The sequence below is a fragment of the Sphingobacterium sp. IITKGP-BTPF85 genome, assembly GCF_001006065.1.
GTDB classification, from domain to species: domain Bacteria; phylum Bacteroidota; class Bacteroidia; order Sphingobacteriales; family Sphingobacteriaceae; genus Sphingobacterium; species Sphingobacterium anhuiense.
On record NZ_ASZT02000083.1, the window covers coordinates 1 to 23,154 of the forward strand.

25 protein-coding genes, 1 pseudogene and 1 riboswitch are annotated in these 23,154 nt (G+C 35.7%); of the genes and pseudogenes, 14 read left to right on the forward strand and 12 right to left on the reverse strand.

Going from position 1 to position 23,154, the window contains the following annotated elements:
* Both L950_RS35540 and L950_RS35545 read left to right on the forward strand, forming a co-directional pair.
* Window positions 1-576: S46 family peptidase (locus L950_RS35540; protein ID WP_262507106.1), on the forward strand; the 576-nt coding region annotated here is incomplete at its 5' end.
* The gene (locus L950_RS35545; RefSeq protein ID WP_021189669.1) at window positions 566-1,081 is read left to right on the forward strand and encodes a S46 family peptidase; all 516 of its coding nucleotides are present in this window, start codon (window positions 566-568) and stop codon (window positions 1,079-1,081) included. The genes L950_RS35540 and L950_RS35545, both read left to right, overlap by 11 nt.
* 78 nt (window positions 1,082-1,159) lie before the next feature.
* On the opposite strand, the gene L950_RS35550 is transcribed toward L950_RS35545, so the two are convergent.
* Together L950_RS35550 and L950_RS35555 are read right to left on the reverse strand one after the other, a co-directional pair.
* Window positions 1,160-1,747 (reverse strand): NAD(P)/FAD-dependent oxidoreductase, encoded by a 588-nt coding sequence (locus tag L950_RS35550; protein ID WP_262507107.1) that lies wholly within the window; start codon window positions 1,745-1,747, stop codon window positions 1,160-1,162.
* Window positions 1,744-2,385, reverse strand: a complete 642-nt coding sequence (locus tag L950_RS35555) for an NAD(P)/FAD-dependent oxidoreductase (protein ID WP_262507108.1) — start codon at window positions 2,383-2,385, stop codon at window positions 1,744-1,746. The genes L950_RS35550 and L950_RS35555 overlap by 4 nt, the downstream gene beginning before the upstream one ends.
* Window positions 2,386-2,526: 141 nt before the next feature.
* Between L950_RS35555 and L950_RS15820 the strand changes: the two genes are divergently transcribed.
* The gene (locus L950_RS15820; protein WP_021189670.1) at window positions 2,527-2,853 is read left to right on the forward strand and encodes a hypothetical protein; all 327 of its coding nucleotides are present in this window, start codon (window positions 2,527-2,529) and stop codon (window positions 2,851-2,853) included.
* A gap of 77 nt (window positions 2,854-2,930) precedes the next feature.
* On the opposite strand, the gene L950_RS15825 is transcribed toward L950_RS15820, so the two are convergent.
* The 3 genes from L950_RS15825 to L950_RS15835 form a co-directional block, all read right to left on the reverse strand.
* Window positions 2,931-5,540 (reverse strand): hypothetical protein, encoded by a 2,610-nt coding sequence (locus L950_RS15825; RefSeq protein ID WP_031288097.1) that lies wholly within the window; start codon window positions 5,538-5,540, stop codon window positions 2,931-2,933.
* A 257-nt stretch (window positions 5,541-5,797) separates the two neighbouring features.
* Window positions 5,798-7,015, reverse strand: coding sequence for a DEAD/DEAH box helicase (locus L950_RS15830; RefSeq protein ID WP_021189672.1), 1,218 nt, complete (start codon window positions 7,013-7,015; stop codon window positions 5,798-5,800).
* 242 nt (window positions 7,016-7,257) lie between these two features.
* Complete coding sequence (locus tag L950_RS15835; protein WP_021189673.1) at window positions 7,258-7,557, reverse strand: DUF2892 domain-containing protein; 300 nt, start codon at window positions 7,555-7,557, stop codon at window positions 7,258-7,260.
* A 106-nt stretch (window positions 7,558-7,663) separates the two neighbouring features.
* Between L950_RS15835 and L950_RS35560 the strand changes: the two genes are divergently transcribed.
* The 5 genes from L950_RS35560 to L950_RS33525 all read left to right on the forward strand — a co-directional run bounded on the left by L950_RS35560 (window position 7,664) and on the right by L950_RS33525 (window position 9,355).
* On the forward strand, window positions 7,664-7,960 hold the full coding sequence (locus L950_RS35560; protein ID WP_197086461.1) for a sulfite exporter TauE/SafE family protein: 297 nt from the start codon (window positions 7,664-7,666) through the stop codon (window positions 7,958-7,960).
* A 38-nt stretch (window positions 7,961-7,998) separates the two neighbouring features.
* Complete coding sequence (locus L950_RS35565) at window positions 7,999-8,451, forward strand: sulfite exporter TauE/SafE family protein (protein WP_197086462.1); 453 nt, start codon at window positions 7,999-8,001, stop codon at window positions 8,449-8,451.
* A 63-nt stretch (window positions 8,452-8,514) separates the two neighbouring features.
* Window positions 8,515-8,754 (forward strand): ATP cone domain-containing protein, encoded by a 240-nt coding sequence (locus tag L950_RS33515; protein WP_231577326.1) that lies wholly within the window; start codon window positions 8,515-8,517, stop codon window positions 8,752-8,754.
* 29 nt (window positions 8,755-8,783) lie between these two features.
* Window positions 8,784-9,173 carry a restriction endonuclease gene (locus L950_RS33520; RefSeq protein ID WP_231577329.1) on the forward strand — a complete coding sequence of 130 codons (390 nt, stop codon included), beginning with the start codon at window positions 8,784-8,786 and terminating at the stop codon, window positions 9,171-9,173.
* Complete coding sequence (locus tag L950_RS33525) at window positions 9,146-9,355, forward strand: hypothetical protein (protein ID WP_231577327.1); 210 nt, start codon at window positions 9,146-9,148, stop codon at window positions 9,353-9,355. The genes L950_RS33520 and L950_RS33525 overlap by 28 nt, the downstream gene beginning before the upstream one ends.
* 179 nt (window positions 9,356-9,534) lie before the next feature.
* Here the strand turns inward: L950_RS33525 and L950_RS15850 are convergent, their stop codons facing one another.
* From L950_RS15850 to L950_RS36660, 6 genes and pseudogenes are all read right to left on the reverse strand, one after another.
* Window positions 9,535-10,164 carry a 4-(cytidine 5'-diphospho)-2-C-methyl-D-erythritol kinase gene (locus L950_RS15850; RefSeq protein ID WP_316930662.1) on the reverse strand — a complete coding sequence of 210 codons (630 nt, stop codon included), beginning with the start codon at window positions 10,162-10,164 and terminating at the stop codon, window positions 9,535-9,537.
* Between the two features lie 230 nt (window positions 10,165-10,394).
* The gene (locus tag L950_RS15855; protein WP_021189677.1) at window positions 10,395-10,808 is read right to left on the reverse strand and encodes an NUDIX hydrolase; all 414 of its coding nucleotides are present in this window, start codon (window positions 10,806-10,808) and stop codon (window positions 10,395-10,397) included.
* A gap of 104 nt (window positions 10,809-10,912) precedes the next feature.
* A complete protein-coding gene (locus L950_RS15860; RefSeq protein ID WP_021189678.1) occupies window positions 10,913-11,632 on the reverse strand; it encodes a menaquinone biosynthetic enzyme MqnA/MqnD family protein in 720 nt (239 codons plus the stop codon).
* Window positions 11,625-12,251: a histidine phosphatase family protein gene (locus L950_RS15865; protein WP_021189679.1), complete on the reverse strand. Its 627-nt coding sequence runs from the start codon at window positions 12,249-12,251 to the stop codon at window positions 11,625-11,627. The genes L950_RS15860 and L950_RS15865 overlap by 8 nt, the downstream gene beginning before the upstream one ends.
* A gap of 8 nt (window positions 12,252-12,259) precedes the next feature.
* On the reverse strand, window positions 12,260-13,459 hold the full coding sequence (mqnE, locus tag L950_RS15870) for an aminofutalosine synthase MqnE (RefSeq protein WP_021189680.1): 1,200 nt from the start codon (window positions 13,457-13,459) through the stop codon (window positions 12,260-12,262).
* Between the two features lie 96 nt (window positions 13,460-13,555).
* Window positions 13,556-15,378 (reverse strand): annotated as a pseudogene (locus tag L950_RS36660) (ABC transporter ATP-binding protein).
* A gap of 192 nt (window positions 15,379-15,570) precedes the next feature.
* On the opposite strand from L950_RS36660, the gene L950_RS15880 reads away from it, so the two are divergent.
* The 4 genes from L950_RS15880 (at window position 15,571) to L950_RS15895 (ending at window position 20,870) form a co-directional block, all read left to right on the forward strand.
* A complete protein-coding gene (locus L950_RS15880) occupies window positions 15,571-16,740 on the forward strand; it encodes a pyridoxal phosphate-dependent aminotransferase (protein ID WP_021189681.1) in 1,170 nt (389 codons plus the stop codon).
* A 12-nt stretch (window positions 16,741-16,752) separates the two neighbouring features.
* Entirely contained in the window at window positions 16,753-17,595 is an 843-nt protein-coding gene (locus L950_RS15885; RefSeq protein WP_021189682.1) for a prephenate dehydrogenase, read from the forward strand.
* 404 nt (window positions 17,596-17,999) lie between these two features.
* Window positions 18,000-18,114: riboswitch (SAM riboswitch) on the forward strand.
* A 228-nt stretch (window positions 18,115-18,342) separates the two neighbouring features.
* On the forward strand, window positions 18,343-19,650 hold the full coding sequence (locus tag L950_RS15890; protein ID WP_021189684.1) for an O-acetylhomoserine aminocarboxypropyltransferase/cysteine synthase family protein: 1,308 nt from the start codon (window positions 18,343-18,345) through the stop codon (window positions 19,648-19,650).
* Window positions 19,651-19,688: 38 nt separating this feature from the next.
* Window positions 19,689-20,870, forward strand: coding sequence for a homoserine dehydrogenase (locus L950_RS15895; RefSeq protein WP_021189685.1), 1,182 nt, complete (start codon window positions 19,689-19,691; stop codon window positions 20,868-20,870).
* A 595-nt stretch (window positions 20,871-21,465) separates the two neighbouring features.
* On the opposite strand, the gene radC is transcribed toward L950_RS15895, so the two are convergent.
* Window positions 21,466-22,155 (reverse strand): RadC family protein, encoded by a 690-nt coding sequence (gene radC, locus L950_RS15900; protein WP_021189687.1) that lies wholly within the window; start codon window positions 22,153-22,155, stop codon window positions 21,466-21,468.
* 188 nt (window positions 22,156-22,343) lie between these two features.
* Between radC and L950_RS15905 the strand changes: the two genes are divergently transcribed.
* Window positions 22,344-22,802, forward strand: coding sequence for a peptidylprolyl isomerase (locus L950_RS15905; protein ID WP_021189688.1), 459 nt, complete (start codon window positions 22,344-22,346; stop codon window positions 22,800-22,802).
* 23 nt (window positions 22,803-22,825) lie between these two features.
* The coding region (locus L950_RS15910) for a DUF5606 domain-containing protein (protein ID WP_021189689.1) at window positions 22,826-23,154 on the forward strand (329 nt) is incomplete at its 3' end.

Consider the following 23,154-nt stretch of genomic DNA (forward strand, 5'->3'; position numbering starts at 1 on the left):
TTTATCAATAGCAAATCAGATTTAAAAAATAAATATGGTACTCTGATGGATGATATTGATGGTCTATACAAATTAATCAATCAAGACGTCTACAAGGAAATGTGGATGAATAATATCTACACGAGCACGAGTTTAATGCGCGTTGCAAAAGAAATAAATACGTTTAAAGCCGCGATGCTACAACAAAGTACATCACAAGATCAAAATGCTTTTTTTGAAGCTAATATTAATAAGTTAAAAACAAACTTAAAAGGTATCTACGAAAGCTACAGCATGTATGCAGATCTCCGTATCTTTGCTAAGATGCTAGCAGACGCACATGCTTTCCAAGGGAACAATCAAATCGAAACAATTCAAAAACTGAAGTTCCAAGATAATAATCTTGCAAGTGCATATGCCGGGGAGCTTATTACAGAATCGAAATTAAATAACAGCGCAGCAGTATTTAATGATATTTTATCAAATAGGACTAATCTATTGGCTTATTCAGATAACCTAATGAAATTTCAATCGTCACTAGAACAAGATATTCAGCAATTGCTGTTGAGCAAAAAGAAGAGATGGAGTGTTAAATAAATTGATGGGAGATTATGTGGCAGTTAAGGAATTGTATCAGTCTAAAAACTTTATTCCTGATGCGAACTCCACATTGAGACTAACATTCGGAAACATAAAAGGTTACTCTCCTGTTGACGCTACTTACATGAAGCCATTTACAACACTAGCAGGTATTATACAAAAAGGCAATCTTGGAGAGGCAGATTTTGAATATCCAGCTGAAATAAAAACTGCTTGGGAAAACAAGAATTTTGGACCATATATTAAGAAAGAACTGAACGATGTACCTGTTAATATGCTCTATAATATGGATACTACCGGAGGTAATTCAGGATCTCCTATTATGAATGCATATGGCGAATTGATCGGAGTCAATTTTGACCGCTCATACGATGCAACCATTAATGATTTTGCATGGAACGATAGTTATAGCCGTTCGATAGGTGTTGATATCCGTTACGTACTATGGGTAGCAGACAAAATTGACAATGCTCAATTTATATTAAAAGAAATGGGTATATAAGTATCCCCTGCAATAAATAATAAAAGGCTTATCGTATTTCCGATAAGCCTTTTATTATTATTTAAATCTCAAACCAAACTATAAATCTCCATCGTTTGTTAATCTTCCAAACCCAAATATATCCGTACGGTCGTCTTTCTTTCCCAAAATTATATTTCGGATCACCTGTGCGGCAATCATACTAAATGTAATACCATTTCCGCCATATCCCAATGCATAAAGCATTCTTTTTTTACCGGGCCAGCTACCGATAAATGGCAAACCATCTGCTGTAGAAGAGAAAGTACCACACCACGCCATATTGACATCGATAGCAATATCCGAATATAATTTATTGAATTTCTTGACCAGTTTTTTAACTTTTCCCTTTAACAAACGGTCCCGTTTATCAGGGTCTCTAAATTCCTCGTCTTCCCCTCCCATCATGATACGATTATCTGCGGTTGTACGCATATAGAAATAAGGTTCCGCAGTTTCCCATATTAAACTTCTTTCTTTCCAAAATTGACCTGTATGAATAGGCTTAGAAACTAAAGCATAGGTTGAATTAAGATTCATAACCTGTTTTGGCAAAAATTGACCCGCCTCAAATCCTGCGGCAATGATCACATATTTACAGCGAATCTTAAACCCATTATTCGTCACTAGTTCATACCCATTTTTCACTTCATGATAATGATCGATCTGAACTGGAGAAAAAATTGGAAGTTGATGTTTTTTTGATGATACTTAAGAATACCGGTCGCAGACTTATAAGTATCCATTTGTGCAGATGTATCATTATATAATGCGCCAAGACCTGCAATTCCATATTCCTTCTTTAATGCTTTCCTATTCAATAAACGAACAGGAAGGTCATGTTTCACCCTCGCCTCATATTCATCTTTAATACTACTCCATCCTGCTTGATCACTTGCCAGATAACATGTTGAGACACGTTTAAAATCACCCTTCACACCTGTTTTCTCAAATACTTGCTCGATATCTGTAATGGACCTTAAACTTGCACGATAAGCGCCAACTGCACGAGCTTCACCGATGTCCTTAATCATTTCATGAAGAGGAACATCAATTTCATATTGCAGCTGTGCTGTACTAGCAACTGTACTGCCATTTGATACGATTCTTTTATCAAAAATAGCACACTTTATACCGTGTTCACAAAGCTCGTGCGCAACTAGTGTTCCTGTAATACCAGAACCAATAATTGCCACATCAATTTCATAATCATTTTCTAAGGGATTGTTATAATCGTAAAGCGCATTTTTAATAATCCAAAAAGGTAATCCTGCGTATAAATCCATAAATTGTATTTACAAATACAACATTGGGTTTGGCAATTTGTTTTTTCTTAAAAGAAAAACAACACCAACAAATGAAAATAATAATTCGTATTTCCTAAAATTCAATTAGATTTGAAGGATCATTAACAGTAAATCACAGACATGAATTATCTCTATTTCTTATTATTTTGGATTTGTCAGATCGTTTCAACTATTATTTTTAAATATGGCGGAATTCACCCAAAATACCACTGGTCAGCATTAGTTGCGGGTAATATAATTCTAATCACTGCAAGCTGGTTTCTCATTCAATTATTCAAAACATTTCCACAGCCGATTGTAATTGCCTTGTGTTCAGGGGGCACATTTTTAACAGTTCAGCTGGCGATGGCTCTTGTTTTTAAACAACCTTTGACCTGGATGCAGATCCTTGGTTCTACAATCATTGTAATAGGAATGGTGCTGGTGACCTTTGGTGCAAAAGAATAAGCAGTCTAAACCGATATTCTCCATGAATTGTATCACACTCAGTATTTTGCAATCCATGGAGAATATTTTAAGTAATTTTAAAAACGAAGACCAATACTTAAATAAGGACGAAATCCTTCTTTTGAAAAACCTCCAACAGCCTGAATAACTAAAAGATCAGCAGGAATAAAATAAAAGCCACCGCCATACCCCATGTGCCAACGGTTTGAAGATTCATTCTTCATCCAAACTCTTCCCACATCGTGAAAACCAATAAGTCCTACAGTGCCAGGAACCAAATAGGAATCATAACTAAAAACTTTAAAACGTAACTCAAAATTATTATAGAGCATAGTTTGTCCAATGAAACGTTTCGAGTTAAAGCCACGAAGGCTATTTTCACCTCCTAAGTGCGCATATTGAAAGATTAATGGATCACCGATCAGTGTTTCAAATCCAGTGCGATTGGCAAGAGTGATCCAGTCGCTTTCATTAGTCTTATAAAAGTTGAAAATAGATCTTAATCTTATAAATTGATTATCGTTGCTATTTAGCTGTGACTTTGCCTCAATCAGATTATCCCAGAAAATACCTTTTTTGGCATTATCTTTTTGATCACGACTATCGTATTGAACAGATCCTAGAATTCCTGTAAAGAAAAACTTACCAAATACAGGTATAGCTGGATTTTCTGTGGCATACTTTTCAAAAAAATGTCCCTCATTAGCTTCTTCATGGCTCATAATAAATTCTGAAGAAGAACCCATCTTCCATTTCCAGTTTTCAGCAAATTCTCTCTTCAATAAAAAGTTGGCATAAATAACATCATATCGGTTTCTATAATATTGAATCCCACGTTCTTTACGCTGTTCATAATCTGTATTATTTCCCAAACCAAAAAAGTTTTCTTGGTTTTTAGGTCCATCAGATTCCAATTGAATCAAGAGATCATTTTTATTCCATATCGATTTAATATCGGCATTATATTTAAAACTAAAGGACTTTCGTCCAGTTGTATAATGCGCCCAAAACTCTTGTTTAAAAGCATAAGGTTCTTTTCTAAAGCCCTGTTTTTCGATCAAATAACCAGCCCCAAACAAAAGGCCTTTATCTACTCCATATTGTAAAGAAGCCAACACACCGGTACGATCATATTTAAAACTATTTCGATCATAACGATGTACTAGGGTATCATTTGACAATTTTAGGTTTATAAAAGGAGCATTCTTAAAGGTATTTTGAACTGCCTTATCATCATAAATATAAACATGCTTTCCATTCTCAAAATTAGGGTCTACTTTATAATCATCCGTCCCCTTACCTCCTATCAACCGAAGCTTTATTTTTGATTTATTTTGACCACGAATATCATATACATCTGAACCATCAAGCCCATAAATCCGTAATTCTTTTGTCTCCTTCGGAAGGAATGTTCTTTTAACAAGTTTCCTTCCTTCAGATCCATCTTTCTTTTTATTTCTGATTTCTAGCTCAAGCGAACCGTCAGCATGATAGTTAAAATAGAAAAACTCATTCTTAGCTGAAGTGGCGATATCAACGTTCTTTGCTAGATCACCATAATAATCTAAAGCAGTAGACATCAGATTATCTCTTCTAGCACGTATATGACCTTTAAGCTGTTCTCCACCCAATCGTACAATAGTATCTGGCATCTGTGCTATTGCTTCATCTATAACAGCATCAGTAACAACCGTTTGTACAAATTTGATCTCCTCTTTCCAATCCTTTCGATCCAAATGGTTTAAGAAATAACGGTCAAAATGCCTTTCATTAAAATTCCACTGACCGACATTGCGAATATGATCACCAAAAGGTTGCAAGTGCGCTTTCAGCCACTGCATGGATAGTAATACCGGAAGTATACCCGATGTTTTATAATACACTTTATCACGATCTCTTGGTACTGGACTATACACTTTCTTATCGTCAATCTTTTTAGAATCCCATCGCCAATTATCCTCATGACGATCCCAATCTCCTAAAATGAAATCAAGTAGTCTTGCACGCAATGTTAAACGCTGATCCACTTGAATATCATTATCTTCCTCCAACTTTCTTTGCGCTTTAAGTGTATTGTCAGTTTTCGCATCTTCATCCTCCAAAGGGACTCTTGGCTCAAACATATAAGCTCTATTTTTAAATACAGCACGGTGTTCTTCTAAACCTGGATCATCACCAACAAAGACCAGTTCTGGACTAGCATGTGGGATTTTTAATACCCGATTAAAAGTCGGTACAGTTAGCGCTCCAAATGGATGAGCAATCGAAATTTGATCCTGAACAATATCCTTTGCAATCGTATTTCTCAAATGTTCAGGCAGACTCCTTTCCGGAAATTTATTAATAGACCTCAAAACCCATTCTCTACCCGTACTGTCTCTTAAACGTAGCGATTGTGTTTGCATACCTCCACCAAGCTTGACAACAGTAAGACCGCCAAGTTCCTTTTGAAGATGCATGACCCGCATTTTAACCGGCGTATTGTATAGTTCACGATAAGAATCACCTAACCAGAAACGATGCAACTTACTCACTTGATCATATGTAGGATCGATCATGGCAACTGCCGAATCACCTTCCATTTTAAGTGACGACTGCCCACATACATGAGATACATTAGTGACGAACAATAGTGTACTTACAATGCTGTAGACATGCTTTTTAAGATGAAGGTTTTGATTATTCATACGGTAATAATTAATACGAGGTCAATTTTGAAACTAAAATACAGTAAAAAATTTAATTGCACTTCTGCTTTTCAATAGAAGTCAACAAAAATCATCACATTTGGTTGTAAGAATAGTGTTATGGGACTTGCCTTATACTTTTTCTTTTACAAATTACAATATAACTGCAGCACTGCACTTTGGATGTTTTGCCATAAAAATGCCCCCAGAAAGCATCTAACTCTTCGGGAGCAAACCTAAATATCAAATTCTTTTAATTAATCTTTCTTAACGAATTTCTTGAATTTTTTCTTTTTAGAAGGTTTCTTCTTTTGATCAGAATAACGTGTTGGATCATAAACCGGTCCTGCAGAAAAGCCTTCAGGTAAATCCAATTTTTCTATGCTTGAACCGATAAGCTCTTCAATTTTTGCAAACCGCGGCTGATCTTTCTGGTTCACAAATGTAATAGCTGTTCCTGTTGTCGCCGCTCGTGCTGTACGGCCGACGCGGTGGATATAATCTTCAGGGTCTGGAGGTACATCATAATTGATAACCAAACTGATACCGACGATATCAATACCTCTGGAAATAACATCTGTACCAATTAATACATTTATCTGCTTCGCTTTAAAACGATTCATGATATCTTCACGTTGTGCTTGCTCCAAATCAGAGTGGAATGCTTCTACTGCGATACCGCTTTTATACAGATCAGTACTCAACCGTTTGACAAACTCCTTTTTGGAAGCAAAAATAATCGTACTCGTATAAGTTGGATTAGTAAGAATATGCTTTATCAATGCCGTCTTTTGGTCATCATAAACCATATAAACTTGCTGATTAATTCCTTCAGAAGGTTTTGATAAGGCAATATTAATCTCGGTCGGATCATGTAAGATCTGCTTAGCCAATGTCCTGATTTTACCTGGCATCGTCGCTGAAAATAAAAGATTCTGTCTCTTTTTTGGCAAAAAGCTGATGATCTTCATAATATCTTCATGAAATCCCATATCGAGCATACGGTCTGCTTCATCCAATATGAAATGTTTTACTTTATTAAAATGAAGTTTTCCTGATGCTAAATGCGCTATTAAACGTCCAGGAGTAGCAACAATAATATTTGCTCCTTCCTTAATTGCTGTCCGTTGCTGTTCATAATCCATGCCATTTCCACCACCATAAACAGCAATTGAAGTTGCCCCCGTGAAATAGCCAAGCCCCATGATTTGCTGATCAATTTGCAAAGCGAGCTCTCTGGTAGGAACTAAAATCAAAGTATTTATATAATCGGATTGTTCTTCAGCTATTTTATGTAAAACAGGCAATAAATAAGAAGCTGTCTTCCCTGTGCCAGTCTGCGCGCAAGCGATCAGATCTTTATGTTGCAACACAACAGGTATGGCCTGTTCCTGTATGGGTGTTGCATCTTCATATCCCATGCTATCTAAGCCTTCTTCCAATGAAGGTGCTAAACCAAATTCTGTGAATTTCAATATTTTTTTCTTTTACTGTAAAAATCAGGATAATGTAGGCTTTTTTTTCTAATTTACCGCATAGAAAATCCAAAAGATTGATTTTTTACTGGAAATTCATGAATTAGCTGGGAATTATTAAATTAAATTAATTTAATGCTAAATAAATAATTGAAAAAATCTACGTAAGGTAATGAATTAAAAAAGGTCCAATATGTTACATATTAGACCCCCTCTGTATAAACCTAAATTAGAAATGCGGATTAGTCTTTTTTCACAAAATAGCGATGCTCAATAACTTCTACACGTTCTACATCGTCTTCAATGGCTTTTTTTATTGCACATTTTCCAGTTATACCACGGTAAACTAAAGCACCACCCAAAGATAATCCAGAAAGTGCCGTTAGTGGATGTTTAATCAAATACCGAACACCCGCACCTAATATAAAACCTCCAGCCACAACAGAAAGGATACGTTCTGAAGTCTCAATAGTACCATTCTCACATTCTTCGTCTATTTTACTTTTCACTTTGCTTATTACTTTATCTACTATCGCGCCCATATGTATAAAATTTATAAGTTCTTCTGTAATTAATAACAAGCAGTATACTATTTTGTTTTTGTTTACTAATAATTATTCCGTTCTTTGGCCACACAATGTTGCAACGATGGAAATTATAGGGTACACTTTGTCTATTTTCATCGGTATCACCCTCGGATTAATCGGTGCTGGTGGTTCCATATTGACAGTACCAGTCTTAGTCTACCTATTCCATATACATCCTACACTAGCAACGTCCTATTCCCTATTTATTGTTGGAAGTACAAGTTTCATAGGAAGTTTCATCAAAACAAAGGAAAAATGTGTAAATTTCCGGGCAACATTATACTTCGGAATTTCCTCTGTTATCGTTGTACTTTTAGTCCGTAAGTTTTACTGGTCCATATACCCGAAGTTATTCTAGAGATCAACCATTATCAGCTTACAAAATCAACGTTAACCATGATCTCATTTGCTACATTGATGCTCGGATCTTCGTGGAGTATGATAAAAAACAAGAAAATTCAATCTAGCCCTCAACATCCAGTTAAACAACATACCATTAAGATGATTGCATGGGGCATTGGAATTGGACTTGTAACCGGTTTTTTAGGTGCTGGAGGAGGATTTCTGATCATACCGGCCTTAGTTATATTGCTCCATATGCCTATACGTATAGCAATAGGCACATCATTATCAATCATTACGATCAATTCTCTTATTGGTTTTTTTGGCGATATCGATCATATAACGATAGACTGGAATTTTCTGCTCAAGCTGCTTACCATAACAACCTTGGGTGTTGGAATAGGAAATCAACTTCAGAAAAAAATTCAAACAGATCATCTAAAGCCCATATTCGGCTGGTTTATATTTATTGTTGGTATTTATATTTTAATTAAAGAACTCTTTTAGCTACTTTTAATAGCAATGGCAAGTAAATTGCAGGAGTACATTAAACTGTAACCATAATCTAATATGCTGGTAAAAAAATACTCTGGAGAACTAGTTCCATTTAACAGTGACAGCTTACGTCATTCTTTAACGCGATCTGGTGCCAACAATGAACAAGTTGAAAAAGTTTATACACAAATCAAAGAAAAACTATTTGACGGGATAAGCACAAGAGAGCTATATCAGTTAGCTTTTGAAGCACTAAAATCGCAAAGAAATTCTTTTGCAGCTCGATATAGCCTAAAAAAGCACTTCGTGAATTAGGTCCTGAAGGTTTTTATTTCGAAAAATGGATCGCACGCTTATTTCAAGAATATGGTTTTGAAAGCACCACAGGACAAACAATCCAAGGCCACGCAGTTTCTCATGAGATAGACGTTGTTGCATCGAAAGGAAACGAGATGTTGGCCATAGAGTGCAAATTTCGAAATGATATAGATGCGAAAATTTCAGTGACAACTCCCATGTATTTCTTATCCCGATTTAAAGATATCAGTGATATATCCTATCATTTCTTCGGTCAAAATAAAAAATTCACGCAAGGATGGCTCGTTACCAATGCCTATTTAACTTCAGACTCCAAAGACTTTGGTAAGTACTATAACGTCAATTTTCTTTCATGGGACTACCCAACAGACAATAGCATAAAAAAAGAGTGGATAAAGCTGTTTTTTATCCTGTAACCTGTCTCACAACCCTTACAGATGTAGAAGAGAAAACTTTATTACAGAACCAGATCATACTCGTGAAAGATATTATCAATAATAAAGAAGCACTCAAGTCGCTAAAATTAGACTCCGAAAAGTTAAGGTTAGTACTTGAAGAGGCTAGAGAATTAATTGACTATAAACTTGAAGAAGAGTAAAATCAAAGCTTTAGTACGCACCTACTTAGCCTTCAAAACCAAAATAAAGTTCTTATTGTCGCCTTATTCTTTAAGAAATAAAGCGACAATAAGATATAAAATAATCTACTTTCAATAATCTACTAACAGAAAAAAATCAACACATTTCTTCCAATTCCATTAAGAAAATTAGATAACACTTATGATAGATCAATCGGATAATAAATATCACCATAAATTTTTAAATCATCCAGCACAACAGGATTTTCAAATATTCCAAACACAGAAGAACCTGAGCCCGACATCGCGGCATATAATGCGCCAGATGAATACATTGCATCTTTAAGTTCCTTAATTTTAGGAAATTGCTCGAATATAGTTAGTTCAAAATCATTGTTCAGATAATACTTCCATTCCTGGATTGGCAACTGAATAATGGACCTTAAATCAAACTCAGGAGTTTTGGCAACAACTCCGCTATAAGCCTCAACGGTAGATATGTGAATATTAGGATTCACTATAACAATATAGTATGCGCTCAAATTGACCTCAATAGGAGCAAAATCAGTCCCAATACCAGTTGCATACACCGGCTTATTTTCAATAAAAAATGGACAGTCTGCGCCCAGCTGCTTCGCATAATTTTCCAGTTGTACAACAGATAGTTGCAGCTCAAATTGATCATTTAGCATTTTAAGGACATAAGCTGCATCTGCAGATCCACCACCCATGCCAGCTCCGATTGGTATTCTTTTTAATAAATGAATAGCAACAGAAGGAATATCAAAATCTTGTTGAATTAAATGATATGCACGCTCACATAAATTCATACCCTTTCCAGGGATCACAATACCCTCCGACGAAAAGTTGTACTACCGGAACTTAGTGGAACAATTTCAACAGCGTCATAAAGGTTAACGGGGTAAAAGATCGTCTCTAAATCATGATAACCATCAGGTCGCTTACCTACAATATGAAGACCCAAGTTTATTTTAGCATTTGGAAAAGATAGCATAAAAGATATTTAATAAAGATCAGTGATAAAATTATGGATTCTATGTTAATATTCAAAAGGACCTGCTAACCAGATAGGAACTGTAAATTCTTCAATGAGATGTGCTAATTTATAATTTTTATAATTATCTACGGTCAACCAAGTTGCTTCTTCAAGCTCTGCCTGTGGTATTATAACTAATTTTTCCTTAAACTCTATTCTAAAAACCTCACCTCTAACGAGCGTATCAGCTTCATTAACTGCTTCGGTTTCATGAAAGCCCATATATTCTAAATCTCGTGATAAAATATCCAGATCTAATTCTTCTTTTAGCTCGCGAATAAGGGCTTGAGAAGATAGCTCACCTTTTTCAATTTTACCACCAGGCATCATAAAATAGGATGAGCCTTTTTTTCTTACAACCAAAAGCCTATTATCAGCATCAACAATCATTGCACCTGCTAAATAAATCTTATTCATAGTTTCTCGTTTTAAGATGCCGTAAGTGGCATCATGTTATAAAGTAAAAAGCGACTATTTCCATAATCGCTTTTTATATATTCATTTCTAACACTATTATGTATCTAACCTTTTAAAAGTGTTAAATATCTTTCAATAGCTTCTCGCTTTTTAGCTGTAAGATGATAGTTCAAACTTGATGTAAGATAATGACGGTAATCAAAATCTTTATATTCAGGCAATCCTGGAATCACAGCTTCAGGATGTGAAACTCCCAGTTTTAAAGCTTCATTAAATGAAGTGATAAATGCTTCCGGTAACTGCTTTTTACTGACCCAAACTGCGAACGCAAAAGGAAGACCTGTAAATTCTTTCCAGGTAAGTCCAAGATCGTAAACATAAGGGACTTCATTCTTTTTGCCAAATGTTCGGTCTCCTATCAAGACATAAGCATCCGCCTCATCTATATTGGCAACAAGTTTAACTTGACTCTTCCAGTGATGCTTTAACAACACGCGTGCTAAACCATTAGAAGTGCGTGATTGCTGATCCAGATATAATGTCTGGATTTCTTCAATCGGTTTATGGGAAAAAATAAAAACCGAATCAACAGCCCCCTCCGTACCGATACAGTAGTCGGTGATGATATGCGCTTGAGGAAGACTTAATAACGCTGCTATAGGAATAATCCCCAAATCAGCTTTATCATCAATTACTTTCTGGGCACATACACTCGGATTATCCAAGCTCAATTCGATCTGATCTAAAACTGCAGATTGTCTAATCCCATTTAAAAACGGCAATGTATTCGTATACGAAACTGCCGATACTCTCACTTTATCCATTTGTCAATACCTCTAGATGTTTCGTATTATAATAGTCAATGATTTCAAATTGATCATTATCATACGTTAATTTATATAAGGCAGTGTTTGTATGAGGAAATTCATCCATTTTTGAGGCATCTACACCTGTCAATAGGCAAAGAATAATACGTAAGGCACGACCGTGCATACAGACAAGTACGGTTTCTTCATGCTCTTGTTTAACCATATGTGCTATGGCATCACTTTGACGTAACATCAATGCATTAGGAGATTCCCCCTCATCTACACTGACATCCAATTCACCATTTTTCCATGCTGATACCAGCGCATTGAATCCACTCATGATAGATTCGTCTTGCTCTTTACCTTCGTAGATTCCCCAACTAATTTCATCTAAGCCCTCGAGCTCTTGCCAAGAAATACCATCTTTAATAAAAGATTCTACTGTTTGATGTGTTCTCAACAAGGTTGAGGTATAAATTTTATCAAACGGGATATCTTTATAAGCATCATAAAAAGCTTGAGCCTGTGCCAATCCCGTTTCATTTAGAGGAGAATTCACGCCACGTCCCTGAACAATACCTTTCAAATTCAGATCAGTTTGTCCATGGCGAATAAAATAAAAAGTCTTTTTCAAAATATGTCTTAATTATTTACAACAGGAAGTGCATAATAATTCTTCTTCTTGCTATCGTCTTCAAAAACCACATCCTTGTAATCTGTGACAATATGATATAAGGTATCACGCTCTATTGGATGACGTCCTACCTTTCTAATCAACTCAACCAACTGTTGCGTCGACATACCGGGATTCTGTTCCTCCGCTCCTGCCATACTGTAAATCTTCGTCGTATCATCCAGTGTTCCATCGATATCATCAACACCAAATGCTAAGGACATTTGTGCAGTATCCCTTGAAATCATTGCCCAATACGCTTTTATATGATCAAAATTATCTAGATAAATACGTGCTATCGCATAATTTCTTAAATCTTCAATCACAGAAACCTCAGAAATATGTGACATTTGATTTTCTTTATTTCTAAATTTCAATGGAATAAAGGTTTGAAAACCGCCAGTCTTATCTTGCAACTGACGAAGTCTTTCCATATGATCTACACGATGCCAAAATTGCTCGATATGACCATAAAGCATGGTTGCATTGGTATGCATTCCCAACTTATGTGCCTGTTCGTGGATATCCAACCACTGTTCAGCAGTACATTTATCATGGGCAATCTGCTCTCTGATCTCTGGATGGAAAATTTCAGCCCCACCACCAGGCATCGAATCCAAACCACAAGATTGCAAATACTTCATACCTTCATAATGACTCAATTTAGCCTTTTTGAAAATATAATAATATTCCACAGGAGTCAATCCTTTAATATGCAATTCCGGACGATGTGCTTTACATTTTTTAAAGAACTCCGCATAAAAATCAAGATTTTGCTTCGGCACCACACCACCTGTAATATGTACTTCCGTTACAGCTTCATCATCATACTTCTTCACGATATCCATCATGCCTTCCACATCCATTTCCCATCCTTCAGCACGTTCCTTGATCATACGGGAATATGAACAGAATTTACAATCGTAAACACATACATTAGTAGGCTCAATATGAAAATTACGATTAAAAAATGTGATATCCCCGTGTCTTTTCTCACGAATAAAATTCGCCAAAACACCTAAATAACCCAATTCGGCTTTTTCATAAAGGTATACCCCTTCATCAAATGTGATGCGTTCCTCTTGCAACACTTTATTCGCTATATTTCTTAACTCACTATCCAAAAGCGGATTAGAAATTAAGAAATTTAATTTTTCTTTAGCATCCATTAGCATGTCTCCTAGTCTATAACAAATGTACAAAACAAGGCTAAATTCGTAGAATTTAGTCTTGTTTTTGGTACTGCAATATATGTTGAACAACAATTAATCTGTGAACTGTTGCATATCTATTAATTTCCGGTATAAACCCTCCTGCTGAATCAATTCACTATGGCTACCTGATTCCACAATTTGACCAGCATCAATTACGACAATTGTGTCGGCGCTCTGAATCGTACTTAGACGGTGTGCAATAACAACTGTAGTACGATTTTCCATCAACTTATATAAGGAATCCTGAACTAATTTCTCAGATTCAGTATCCAAAGCTGATGTTGCTTCATCAAGCAACATAATGGGAGGATTTTTTAAAACAGCACGGGCAATACATATACGTTGGCGCTGTCCTCCAGAAGTTTAGCCCCTCGATCACCGATATTTGTTTCATAACCCAATTCTGTTTTTAAAATAAATTCATGAGCATTCGCGATTTTTGCAGCAGCTTCAACCTCTTCCTGCGTAGCAGAAGTATTAGAGAAGTAATATTATTAAAAATCGTGTCATTAAACAAAATGGATTCTTGATTAACTACTCCAATCATCGTGCGCAAAGACTCTTGATCGAGATCTCTTAAGTCTATTCCGTCAAAAAGAATCTGACCGCCGGTAACATCCATAAACCGTGGTATCAGATCTACCAGTGTAGATTTACCGCCCCCGGATGGGCCTACTAGCGCAATTGTCTTACCTTTTTCAATAGTCAAATTGATATTCTTCAAGATGTTCTTTTCACCATAAGAAAAATCGACCTGTTGAAATTCAATCGCTTCTTTAAAATCAGTAACTTCCTTAGCATTAGGCTTATCAGTAACTTCACTTTTGGTATCAATCAATTCCAGCACACGCTCACCAGCAGCAATACCATTATGAATATTGCTAAATGCATCAGTTAATGCTTTTGCAGGACGCATAACTTGGGAGAATATCGCGATATATGCAATAAATTCCGACGCACCAAATTCATCACTACCTGACAAAACTAAATTTCCCCCATATAATAAAATAATCGCCACCATGATTACACCTAACAATTCGGATACTGGCGAACCCATTTGTTGACGGCTCGCCATAGCACGCATAATACCGGCATAACGATCGTTCTCATCATTAAAACGCTTTTTGACAAAATTTGTCCCATTAAATGCTTTAACAATGCGAGCACCCGATAAGGCCTCATCTAAAAATGAAATCATATTCGCATAGGAGGTTTGTCCTGCGATAGCTTGCGCCTTTAAATTCTTAACAATCTTCGATATAAAAAATGCAGAAAACTGGGATAACTAACATCGCAAAAAGAGTCAATTTGGTTGAGATCGCAAATAGCATAACTAAATATGCAATAAGTTGAAGCGGTTCTTTAAAGGCTACTTGCAAAGTACCTGTAACAGAAAACTGTACCACCTGAACATCTGAGGCTATTTTTGAAATAATATCTCCCTTTCTTTGTCCATTAAAATAACCTAAATGCAGATCCATCACATTATTAAAAACCGTTTTGCGTAAATTCAATAAAGTATGAATACGTAAGTTTTCCATGATTCTTTGAGATAAGTAACGGAATAAATTACTAATGAATACAGAAAATACAATAACGATACAAACATATTTTAACGCTCCATAAGGCCCTAATTCTTGATTTGCTAAACTTGCATAGTAATTAAAATAGCCAAGAATGTCAAATCCTTCAGGTTTTACTAATACTGTGTGAGCAGAAACTTGCTCCGTATTAAAAAGTGTTTGCAATAAAGGAGCTAACAAGGCCAAGTTTAATGTACTGAATACAACTGTAATTAATGTACAGATAATATACGGAATAGCATATTTCTCAATGGGTTTGGCAAAAGAAAGTAATCTAAAGTATGTTTTCATTTATGATATTAAGGTAGCAAAAATACTAAAATTACGCGCAATATATAAGGAATACTTTAAAGGAATGAAATCTTGCACTTGGATGATATTAAAAATTTAATTCAATAAACACCAATTTAAACGACATTATACTAGTATTTTAATAGAAAAAGCCTAATTTAGTCCTTGTAAATTGTAAAATACCAGAACATAATGCAAATAGAAGTTGCCAAAAGGTTGCAACAAACCGAAGAATATTATTTCTCAAAAAAATTAAGAGAGATTGATGAGCTCAATAAAGCAGGTGCTCGCGTGATTAATTTAGGCATCGGAAGCCCCGACTTACCTCCTCACCCTGAAGTTATTCAGACCTTGACGACAGAAGCGGCTAAAACCAATGTACATGGCTATCAGAACTATAAAGGTTCACCTATTTTGAGGCAAGCAATTGCAGATTGGTATCAACGTTATTATCAGGCAACATTCAATCCAAATACAGAAATTTTACCTTTAATAGGCTCTAAGGAAGGTATTGTTCACATTTGCATGACTTACTTACAAGAAGGTGATGAGGTTTTAATACCAAATCCGGGATATCCTGCGTATGCGGCAGCAGTACGGCTAAGTGGAGCCACGGCAATTACCTATGATTTATCTGAAGAAACAGATTGGTTACCTGATCTTAAAAAGCTTTCTGAAAACGATTTATCAAAAGTAAAATTAATGTGGATCAACTACCCGCATATGCCAACTGGTTCGAGTGCAAACGAAGGATTTTATCTTGAATTGATTGCTTTTGCAAAGGCAAACCATATTTTAATCTGCCACGACAATCCTTATAGTTTTATCTTGACAGACAGCCCTAAAAGCATTATGTCTATTGAAGGTGCAAAAGATGTTGCCTTGGAACTTAATTCATTAAGCAAATCCTCCAATATGGCCGGATGGCGAATCGGTATGTTAGTGGGTGCAGAGTCACGGATCAATGAAGTATTACGTTTTAAAAGCAACATGGATTCGGGAATGTTCTTACCAGCTCAATTAGCAGCGGCCAAGGCATTGCAGTTGGATCAAACATGGTATCAAGATTTAAATGCAATCTATCACGAAAGAAGACAGTTGGTTTTCGAAATCATGAACCTGTTGGGCTGTACATATAAAAAGAATCAGGTCGGTTTATTTGTGTGGGCCAAAATTCCAGATAATTACGAATCAGGCTACACGTTAAGTGATGAGGTGTTAGATCTATCACGTGTCTTTATTACTCCCGGAGGTATATTCGGAAGTGCTGGAAACACCTATATTAGAATAAGTTTATGTGCCTCAGTTGAAGTATTAAAAGAAGCAATTGCTAGAATAGAACAAGCAAAACAAACGAATTAAGATTGAAATAACATGATAAATATAGCCATTATTGGCGTCGGTTTAATTGGTGGCTCCGTCGCCATGAAACTAAAAGAAAAAAAATTCTGTGATCAGGTTTTTGGTGTTGACAAAAGCGATGCTAATCTAACGAAAGCATTGCAAATAGGCTTCATTGATCAAAAGGCAACATTAGAGGAAGCTTTAGAAAAATGTAAAGTGATCATTCTCACAGCTCCAGTTGATGCGATAATCACATTAGCGCCCAAATTATTGGATCTCGTAAAAGATCAAGTCATCATTGACATGGGCTCTACCAAACTAAATATTTTACAGTTAATCTCGGAACACCCCAATCGTGGCCGCTATGTTGCCGCCCATCCAATGGCTGGTACCGAATATTCAGGCCCCGAAGCAGCATTACCAAATTTGTTTAAAGATAAAATGATGGTTTACGTTGAGGCATTTAAATCTGATGAAGATGCATTCGAATTAACAGATTCCATTACCGAACAACTGGAAATGCGGACGTCATTTATGACTGCAGAGGAGCATGATACACACACAGCCTATGTTTCCCATATTTCTCACCTGACTTCTTTTGCTCTAGCGCTAACTGTTTTAGAGAAAGAGAAATCGCAGGGTCGAATATTTGAATTGGCAGGATCTGGTTTTGAATCAACGGTACGCTTAGCAAAAAGCTCACCGGATATGTGGACACCTATTTTCAAACAGAACAGAGTTAATGTACTCGAAGTGTTAGAGGAAAACATCAAGCAGCTGCAGGCTTTAAAAGATGCCATCCAAGATGAAAATTACACTCAATTACACAAATTGATTAAAAAATCAAATAAGATTAAACGTATTATTAAATAAAACCCACGTGCTCCAACTGGCAAAGGCGAATTATTGTTTCATACAAAGTAATGAGAAGAAAGCATAGGAACTCGCAAGGTTCCTATTTTCTTTTTTATAAAAAAAGATCACAGGATCATCGCTCTGCCGTTGTTTGTTTAACACCGTATGCTTCGGTTATATTGCTTTCAACTACTGATATGGATTTCATCCACGACGTATAAACATATCGGAATAAATAAATGCTGCCCCCATTAACTACCAATACTTACATAATAGTGAGAGCTTACGATCAATTACGAGTAGAATTAGAAGTATTTTCTAAGAAATAGCATAAAATATTTTGGTTTGTAAAAAGCAAGGCATATATTTGCAACGTAGATCAAATAGAAATACATCTAATCAACACCTCTTAATCAGGTCTTGATTTATAAAGAAGTGGCGAGAGACTGGCTCAATGACCCACTGGCAACCTTCAAAATACGTTTGAAAAGGTGCCAATTCCTGTCCAAAGTAATATTGCTTTGGAGGATATAAATGAAACGACAAATGATAATAACATTACAACAAAACAAGAAGGTAAATTCTAGCACCAACGTAACAGATACAAATGTTCCATCAAAACAGATGCGAATGCTTTTGCACATGTTTACGTTTTCTTGTTAATCAATCTTTTTTAAAATTTATTGATTTCAAGTACATATCCATGTGCACAATCTCACCCCTATTTTTTATTAACGAATCTTCAACTAATTAATTATAACTACAATGTCTACAAATAAAAATTTAAAATTCGAAACACTTCAAGTGCATGCTGGTCAAGTTCCCGATCCAACAACTGGAGCGCGTGCAGTACCTATATACCAAACCAGTTCATACGTATTTGAAAATGCAGAACATGGAGCGAACTTATTTGCTTTAAAACAATTTGGAAACATCTATACACGTCTGATGAATCCAACAACAGATGTATTTGAGAAACGTATTGCTGCATTGGAAGGCGGTATCGCCGCTGTAGCAGTCGCTTCTGGACAGGCGGCACAATTCATTGCATTAAATAATATCGTAGAAGCTGGTGAAAATTTTGTTTCCAGCAGTAATGTATACGGTGGTACATATAATCAATTTAAAGTAGCATTTAAAAGAATTGGTATTGAAGTACGTTTTACTAAAGAAACAACAGCCGAGGAGTTTGAATCACTAATCGATGAGAACACAAAAGCTTTATACCTAGAAACAATTGGAAACCCAAGTTACGATATTCCAGATTTTGATAAGATAGCAGCTGTTGCTAGAAAACATGACTTACCACTTATCGTAGACAATACTTTTGGAGCTGGTGGATATCTATTTAAACCTCTTGAACACGGTGCTTCTGTAGTTGTAGAGTCTGCAACAAAATGGATTGGTGGTCACGGTACAAGTATTGGTGGGGTCATCGTAGATGGTGGTACTTACAACTGGGGAAATGGTAAATTCAAACAGTTTTCTGAACCTTCAGAAGGATACCATGGATTAGTTTTTTCAGATGTTTTTGGCGTTAATGGCCCATTTGGAAACATTCAATTTGCAATTCGCGCACGTGTTGAAGGACTACGTGATTTTGGACCAGCTATTTCACCCTTCAATTCATTCCAATTAATCCAGGGCCTAGAAACATTATCACTTCGTGTTCAGCGTCATGTAGACAACACATTAGAAATTGCGAAATGGTTAGAAGCCCATCCGCAAGTGGAAAAAGTGAATTATCCAGGGTTAAAAAGCTCTCCTAGCTATGCAAATGCGCAAAAATATTTAAAAAATGGATATGGTGCTGTTCTTTCATTTCAAATAAAAGGTGACGTGACAAAAGCCGATGCTTTTATCGATAGCTTAGAGCTAATAAGTCATCTCGCAAATGTGGGTGATACGAAATCATTGATCATACACCCTGCGGCGACTACACATCAACAACTGAGTGAAGAAGCTCAAAAAGCTGCAGGTGTATTTGTAGGATTATTACGCCTATCTGTCGGTATCGAACATATTGACGATATCAAAGCAGATTTACAACAGGCCTTCGATAAAATTAAATAATTTCAGATAGCACTATTATATAAAAGCGTAAAAAAACTATGAGTAAGAAATTAACGATTGGAATGTTTGGATTTGGGGTTGTAGGACAAGGATTGTACGACATTATCAAGACTAAAAACTTAAATTTAGAAATTAAAAAATTTGTCATCAAGAACGCTGACAAAAAAAGATCATTACCTGCTGAATTATTCACAACAGATGCTGAGGCTATTCTTGGTGACCCTGAAATCAATACCGTAGTAGAATTGATCGATGATGCTGATGCGGCTTACGCACTGACTGTTCGTGCATTAAAATCTGGAAAAAACGTTGTTTCTGCAAATAAGAAAATGATTGCCACGTATTTAGAAGAATTAGCGGCAATACAACAAGAATACGGAACAAGTCTACTATATGAAGGTGCAGTATGCGGAAGTATTCCAATTATCCGCAATTTAGAAGAGTATTATGACAATGAATTATTACATGCTGTGACCGGTATTTTTAATGGCTCCTCTAATTTTATATTGTCTAAAGTCTTCAACGAAAATCAACCTTATGCAGATGCACTAAAAGAAGCGCAGGAATTAGGTTTTGCTGAAACTGATCCTACATTAGATGTCGGTGGTTTTGACCCTAAATATAAATTAACGATCGTCGCTGCTCATGCTTATGGTATCAATGTAAATCCTGACGATGTTTTCAATATCGGTATTGATAAATTAGGAGCACAAGATATTCGCTTTGCAAAAGAGAAAAATTTCAAGATCAAATTGATCCCTACTGCCCGAGAAATAGATCAAAATAAAGTGGTTCTTTATGTTATTCCTAAGTTTATCAGTTCGGAAAACATTTTATTCAATGTTGAAAATGAAAATAACGGCGTCCTTGTAAAAGCAGCATTTGCAGATGAACAATTTTTCTACGGTAAAGGTGCTGGAGGTCATCCTACCGGATCTGCAGTATTATCTGATATTACAGCGCTACGTTATGACTACAGATATGAGTACAAGAAGCATTTAAATACAGATGCATTATCATACAGTACCGATCATGAAATCAAGGTATACTTGAGATATGAAGATGACAGCCTAGTTGAAAAATTAGGTTTCACAAAAATTATTGAAAGATATTATGCTCCTGATTTTAAGTACGTTATTGGAACAATAAATTTGAAGAAAATCACAGATCTTAAATCTGAAATAAACAAAATAGGAAATTTTATAGCTGAAATTGCCTAAATTAATAAAAAGTACCGAATACCAACCAACCCTAACACTTGCTAATCACAAGTGAAAAACGTTGGATCTACTTGTAGGTTCAACGTTTTTTTATTTATCATCACCCCAATTCACTTCTATAAACCCCGTGCTGCAACCACTACAAATCATGACTTATATTTAACAATTTAGATCTTTAATTAATGGCATTACTTACCACATAATCAGGTTCAAAACCATTTAAACTGCTATTTTTTGTTAAAAAATAGCATATTTAGAACTATAATAAATATGTGGCAGAAAATTTGCTTAATATCGTTAATATCACTATATTGTGATGTTACTAAAAATATTATAAATTATGGCTAAGTGGTTAACAATTCTACTGATAATGGTAGGCAACTTGGTTTTTGCAGATACCAATACAATTAATGCACAAGAACACTCGAATTCTAGTTATATAATTCTTGCGGTTGTTGCTTTATTGGCAATAATCTATATTCTATATAGAAGACAAAAAAGAAAATTTAACGATTAAGGGCATAAAGGGGAAGTGAAACTTCCCTTTATGCCTTAGTGTTTCCATATCTAATATCATCCTCCCGCCAATCATAGCTCATTCTAAAAGACCTTCATCACGAAAACTATAATACCCATTGTCTGTAAAAATAATGTGATCATTAACCCGGATATCCATTATTTTCGAAGCCTCCGCAATCTTTTTTGTCAGAATTTTATCCGCTTTACTTGCTTCACGTGAACCCGATGGATGATTATGAATTAATATCATAGAATGAGCTTTACAATTAAGAGCATTTCGTAGAACAATGCGAACATCAACTGGAGTAAAATCATTGCCTCCACGGCCTATTAATTGTTTATCCAGCACTTTACAAGCTGTATTTAAATACAAAACCCAAAATTCTTCGTGAGGAAGATCTTGTAACTGGTACCGAAAATATTCATAGACCCGCAGACTACTATTTAACAAAGGTTTTTCAATATATTGAGATTCCTTGCGTCTACGTCCTAGTTCAAGTGCGGCGACAATCGTAATCGCTTTAGCTTCACCTATACCTTTAAACTCACAAAGCCGCAATACCTCCATTTTGGAAAGACTATCCAGATTGTTTTGAACACTGGATAAAATACGTCTGCACAATTCAACTGCAGTTTCTTGCCTTGAGCCCGAACCAATAAGAATAGCAAGCAACTCTGCATCAGACAGTGAACGACGACCTTGCTCCAATAATTTCTCTCTAGGACGATCTGCCTCCGCCCAATCTCGAATGACCAGTTTGCTCATATCACAATAATAAGGTGTAAAAAAGGTTTATATAATCTACTAATTTAATCATAAATTTAAAAACTTAAAATAATTAGTATCAATTATTTAAATAAATTTTAGCATTTCAGAGCATACATGAGCATGCTTTCTTTTTTTCAAATCGTTTTGAAATCTTATATTTGTAATTGAACATTTATTTTAATAAAATGAGTAAAGCGATTATTAAAACAGAAAAGGGCGACATGACTGTACAATTTTATACAGCAGATGCTCCAAATACCGTTGCAAATTTCATCAAATTAGCTAAAGAAGGATATTACGATGGATTAAGTTTCCACCGTGTGCTACCTGACTTTGTTATTCAAGGTGGATGTCCAAATTCACGTGAAGGTGCTTCTGGTATGCCTGGAACAGGTGGCCCAGGTTACAAAATCGACTGTGAGTTAACCGGTGAAAACCAATTCCATGATAGAGGCGTATTATCAATGGCACATGCAGGCCGTAACACTGGCGGATCTCAATTTTTTATCTGCCACAGCCGTAACAACACTGCTCATTTGGATAGAAATCATACTTGTTTTGGAAAAGTTATTGAAAACGTTGATATTGTAGATGATATCCGTCAAGGTGACCGTATTTTAAGTATTGAAGTTATCGAAGACTAGTTCTCAACAAGAAAAAGTGTATTATGAATTTAAGAGCATTAGTTTCTGTAACAGGAAAACCAGGATTGTTCAAATTAGTTGGACAAAATAAAGGCGGATTTATTTTAGAGACTCTCGACAGCGCTAAAATTAAATCGGTAGTAAGTTTATCTTCTACGAAAATGGCAACATTAGAAGATATTACAATTTATGGCGAAGAAGAGGAAATTCGCTTATTGAATGTTTTTGAAACAATCAAAGAAAAAGGATTAACTGTAGATCCTAAAGCAGATGGTCAAGCATTACGTGATGCTTTCCGCGAAATTGCACCAGGTCACGATGAATCTCGCGTCTATTCGTCAGATATTAAAAA

Excerpts from the sequence above, each read along its gene's own strand:
- L950_RS35560 (WP_197086461.1), top strand. The coding sequence starts at position 7,664 with ATGGAAATTATAGGGTACACTTTGTCTATTTTCATCGGTATCACCCTC.
- L950_RS15880 (WP_021189681.1), top strand. The coding sequence starts at position 15,571 with ATGCAAATAGAAGTTGCCAAAAGGTTGCAACAAACCGAAGAATATTAT.
- L950_RS15850 (WP_316930662.1), bottom strand. The coding sequence starts at position 10,164 with ATGAATTTATGTGAGCGTGCATATCATTTAATTCAACAAGATTTTGAT.
- L950_RS15825 (WP_031288097.1), bottom strand. The coding sequence starts at position 5,540 with ATGAATAATCAAAACCTTCATCTTAAAAAGCATGTCTACAGCATTGTA.
- L950_RS15820 (WP_021189670.1), top strand. The coding sequence starts at position 2,527 with ATGAATTATCTCTATTTCTTATTATTTTGGATTTGTCAGATCGTTTCA.
- L950_RS15885 (WP_021189682.1), top strand. The coding sequence starts at position 16,753 with ATGATAAATATAGCCATTATTGGCGTCGGTTTAATTGGTGGCTCCGTC.
- L950_RS15835 (WP_021189673.1), bottom strand. The coding sequence starts at position 7,557 with ATGGGCGCGATAGTAGATAAAGTAATAAGCAAAGTGAAAAGTAAAATA.
- mqnE (WP_021189680.1), bottom strand. The coding sequence starts at position 13,459 with ATGGATGCTAAAGAAAAATTAAATTTCTTAATTTCTAATCCGCTTTTG.
- radC (WP_021189687.1), bottom strand. The coding sequence starts at position 22,155 with ATGAGCAAACTGGTCATTCGAGATTGGGCGGAGGCAGATCGTCCTAGA.
- L950_RS15860 (WP_021189678.1), bottom strand. The coding sequence starts at position 11,632 with ATGGATAAAGTGAGAGTATCGGCAGTTTCGTATACGAATACATTGCCG.
- L950_RS35555 (WP_262507108.1), bottom strand. The coding sequence starts at position 2,385 with ATGGATTTATACGCAGGATTACCTTTTTGGATTATTAAAAATGCGCTT.
- L950_RS15895 (WP_021189685.1), top strand. The coding sequence starts at position 19,689 with ATGAGTAAGAAATTAACGATTGGAATGTTTGGATTTGGGGTTGTAGGA.
- L950_RS15890 (WP_021189684.1), top strand. The coding sequence starts at position 18,343 with ATGTCTACAAATAAAAATTTAAAATTCGAAACACTTCAAGTGCATGCT.
- L950_RS33515 (WP_231577326.1), top strand. The coding sequence starts at position 8,515 with ATGCTGGTAAAAAAATACTCTGGAGAACTAGTTCCATTTAACAGTGAC.
- L950_RS35565 (WP_197086462.1), top strand. The coding sequence starts at position 7,999 with ATGATCTCATTTGCTACATTGATGCTCGGATCTTCGTGGAGTATGATA.
- L950_RS15905 (WP_021189688.1), top strand. The coding sequence starts at position 22,344 with ATGAGTAAAGCGATTATTAAAACAGAAAAGGGCGACATGACTGTACAA.
- L950_RS15855 (WP_021189677.1), bottom strand. The coding sequence starts at position 10,808 with ATGAATAAGATTTATTTAGCAGGTGCAATGATTGTTGATGCTGATAAT.